The organism is Bradyrhizobium sp. WYCCWR15520, from assembly GCF_056174665.1.
In genome coordinates this window covers 1-3,559 of sequence record NZ_JBWBWM010000116.1, presented here as the reverse complement: position 1 = coordinate 3,559, position 3,559 = coordinate 1, and the positions used below count along the sequence as shown (strand labels likewise).

3 protein-coding genes and 1 pseudogene are annotated in these 3,559 nt (G+C 56.1%); 3 read left to right on the top strand and 1 reads right to left on the bottom strand.

Annotation, left to right across the window (positions count from 1 at the left end; all coding sequences use genetic code 11):
• Positions 1–347 precede the first annotated feature (347 nt).
• Positions 348–800 (bottom strand): hypothetical protein, encoded by a 453-nt coding sequence (locus AC0QUY_RS42245; RefSeq protein WP_475391696.1) that lies wholly within the window; start codon positions 798–800, stop codon positions 348–350.
• 611 nt (positions 801–1,411) lie between these two features.
• Between AC0QUY_RS42245 and AC0QUY_RS42240 the strand changes: the two genes are divergently transcribed.
• From AC0QUY_RS42240 to AC0QUY_RS42230, 3 genes and pseudogenes are all read left to right on the top strand, one after another.
• A complete protein-coding gene (locus tag AC0QUY_RS42240; protein ID WP_161855516.1) occupies positions 1,412–2,272 on the top strand; it encodes a hypothetical protein in 861 nt (286 codons plus the stop codon).
• A 34-nt stretch (positions 2,273–2,306) separates the two neighbouring features.
• Positions 2,307–2,651, top strand: a complete 345-nt coding sequence (locus AC0QUY_RS42235; protein WP_161855517.1) for a hypothetical protein — start codon at positions 2,307–2,309, stop codon at positions 2,649–2,651.
• A gap of 399 nt (positions 2,652–3,050) precedes the next feature.
• A pseudogene (locus AC0QUY_RS42230) lies at positions 3,051–3,299 on the top strand (IS110 family transposase); the annotation flags it as partial.
• Positions 3,300–3,559 lie beyond the last annotated feature (260 nt).

Here is a 3,559-nt window from a genome sequence, read left to right as displayed (position 1 = left end):
ACGCTACGAGATCAACCGCTTGCCGCTTGTAGTCGTCCGTAAACGACCGACGTTGACGTCCTTCCATCCGACACCTCCTGGCTCTTCGAGCCTACTACAGGTGTCCATCAATTCGGAGGAGGTTCATGGGGCAAGAGATCGACATACGGGGGCGGCTAACGAAGATGCTCACAAGCGTGGCGCGCCCTGCTCGCGTGCTCGCCCGATAATTGTAAGAAACCGGACGAGCCCAGTGTGCGGTGGCGGGCCTGCTAGCAAAGACACTCGACTTCTTACCCGCCCTCCATCAGCGTGGGAAGGCCGATCATCCTCGCTGGAGTTGGGATCAACACGAAAGTTGGATCGCTTTACCTTGCGACGAACAAGAAAAAGGATGCATCAACCGGCGCACTGCTAGTCTGGCAGTTCACCCAAACTGCATTGTCGTTGCCGGCCCGGTCAGCAGTGTTACACCAAGCGTTTTCCGCACCGATCGTCAAGGTGTCGGCCTGAACCCATCGGCTCCAACCGTTGATTGCTTGGACATTGTGTCCGAAATCGATCTGATATATGCCAGCCCCTAACCTCTTGGTGTTCGCGGTGTTGCAACCGAAGCAGCCCGCTATGCTGCCGTCTGAGTTGATTGCCGCTGTTAAAAACACGACTCCTCTGGTCGGCTGCGCTGAGCCCGGCGCAACACTGAGAGCGCGCTCCTGCCCTGGAAGGGTGTTGTTATTCTGTCTAGCCGTCTGTGCGACGGCAACACTGGAAAGGGCGATTCCCAAACACGTTAGTGCGATAGTGGCGACAGAGCGATCCATGATATCTCTCCTCTACTATTTGCGAACGCCCCCTACCTCGGCAAGACGGCGCTTAACCAGCTTCCACCTTCGTTAGGAACGGTGGCATGCTTCCGTCGCCCTAAGCAACAGCCAATCCTGGTAGGGTCACCTGTTATTACATCTCGCCTACCTTAGGTACCATTTTCGATACGGCTGAGATCGTGTCCCGTGGCGTGGGTAGGTGAAGTGGGAGCGCAGGGATGTAAAGTCATTCCGAGGTACGCATCCGGCGTCGACCGCGGGCTGGTTGGATTATTCAGGCGGACACCGCTTATGCAATCCCGGGCTTTTTCATCCGGACGAGTTGGAGTCCGAAGTCGGCGAACGTCTTGATGCCGTCTTGATCGACGCCGTAGACCCAGATGACGCCTTCTCGAATCAAGCGAACGTCGTGAAGTTTTTGAAACTCGGCAACACAAGTAAAAAAAATAGGTGCCGCTCACGCTCGGGCACTTGCGCGGGACTATTCTCTCAATTCGGGCGTGGTCTCGGACGCCCCTATCAGTTTCAGGAGGTGATCAGCCCCCTATACGAGGTAACCTCGCTGTTGCTGGTTTCGCTGCTCATCTGGCTGCTTGAGGGAGGCTAATATGACAACGGTGGTAGCGCTGGACGTATTTTCGGGTAACTCGAACCCGAGTTGGCAACTGACGGCCGCACAAGAGAAAGAACTAGACGACCGGATCAGAGCCTCGTCGACCTTCACCCACTCGAGGCCATCCGGTGTCGTCGGCGGATTAGGATACCGCGGGTTTCATATCGCGCAGCACGTCGAAAGCCTGACCGGGCCGAAACGCCTGTTTGTGCACGAAGGCATCCTCGATCGAGGCCTTGGCCTTGCCAACTACGTTGCCGATTCCGACATCGAGGACTGGCTGATCACGACTTCGGCGAGCGCCATAAACGACGAAGTCCGCCGGCACGTCAGTTCGCGCACGGCCACCCATGCTCAGGCTAGGTTTGATGGCAATTTGGCGGGCGCACCTTCATGCCCGCAATGTCGCGCCGTTGATGCGCCAGCCTACAACCCGGGCCTCTGGAATGTTCCCAACATTCAGCCCTACAACAACTGCTACAACTACGCGAACAACAACGCGACAAATACCTTCGCTCAGCCAGGTCGCGCCAGTGGACATCCCGCAACGGCCATGGCTTGCAGCAATGTGGCCTCCGCAGCTCAATCGGATGGACTGAAGCCGGTAAAGAACTTCTCGAGCCCCTTGGCCGCAGGTTCCGGCTGGTACGTCGCTCTGGTCGTTTGGCCACAGAATGACTATCATTGGTATCGACAAGACAACGTTGGATGTTGGTCGCATAAGCCGGGTCAAACGGCGGCGAGGAACGTCGATAATGCTGGCGCTGCAATTTCCGATCCGCAGACTTGCAATCGCGGCCCTTATACTGATTTCTGTAGTTACATGGTCACAAGCCGAAGCGTTCACATCCGATGAGGCTTGGCCCCAGACGCGGCAAGCTAGGAACTCGATGGAACAGCTACCCGATCGCGCTCAGGTCGAAATTGACATTTTTTCTGGCCGTCCCAATCCGAAGTGGGAGCTTGGACGCACAGAAATAACTGCACTTCTAAGGCTGCTCAAAAAAGCGCGGAAAGTGAAAGCTCCGGCCGGTGCGGCGGACGGACTCGGCTTTCGCGGCTTCAAAGTGAGCTTTATGACGGGGGGCTCTGGACGAGAACTCCGTGTCAAGGGCAACTCCGTATCCGACGGAGCTCAACATTTCTCTGATGATCGGAGGACAATCGAAAAATTCCTTTTGGCGAAGATGCCTCGTGAGCTTCACGATCAATTTCTGAGCGTTTTGCCTCATTAGCTCGCATTTCTCACATCACTGATTGTTTGGGTGGAGGCACGAGGCTATTTTTGCTGGCCCGGTTTCGCGCGGTGCAGCGTAGTGGATGTGGTGAGCGGAACGACAACAAGCGTCAGGGCCGAAACCTCGCACAATGACCCACGGACGGACGTACCACTCGCCCCTTCCGTCCTGCTCAGTGCCGACATTCATTAGCGTTCTATTCTCGCAACCCAGCCTGCGCGAAGAGATTTAGGCGAAAGCGTGAACGCGCATCTCCTGGACCACAATATCGTGTGAACAGGAGAACAGACGGGGCCCGTCACTAGGCCGCGCCAAGTTGAGGGATGCGTTTTGTGGCTGGTTACTCCTCAGGCAACGTGTAGTCCTGCTCGTCGAACAACCATTCCATGACCTCCGGCGACATTGGAGCGCCTTGCCACAGCAATGCTTTCGGCACGATCAGCTTTGAAGGCAGAGTACGGGAGGCTGCACAAGGCTGTGCTGGCAATTGTGCGTGACGATGCGGTCTGTCGCCGGCTCATGACAGTACCGGGCTAGGTCCCCTGGTGGCTGTTACCTACAAATCGGCGATTGATGACCCTCATCGCATCGTAATACCAATCAGGAGAAAAGGACGTCACGGGCCGAATCACGCTTGCCGGAGACGAGAGATAGTCGCACGGTGTTGTATCGGCAGACACCTCGACCCTCAACTTGTCCTGAATGAAATGGAGTCGTGCGTCACAATCTCGGATCAGCTCAGCCCACGTTTTCACCCACACCTCAGAGTTTGCAGTCTTTAGTCGTGCGTGAAGAACTTCCAAGCCATTGAGCGGGAGTCGAATTTTCTGGCGAGAGGCGTTTTGAGATTGCAAGCTTTCGGGCTTTGGGGGCCCAAAAGCTTGCAATTTTGCTTTTGAGGATTC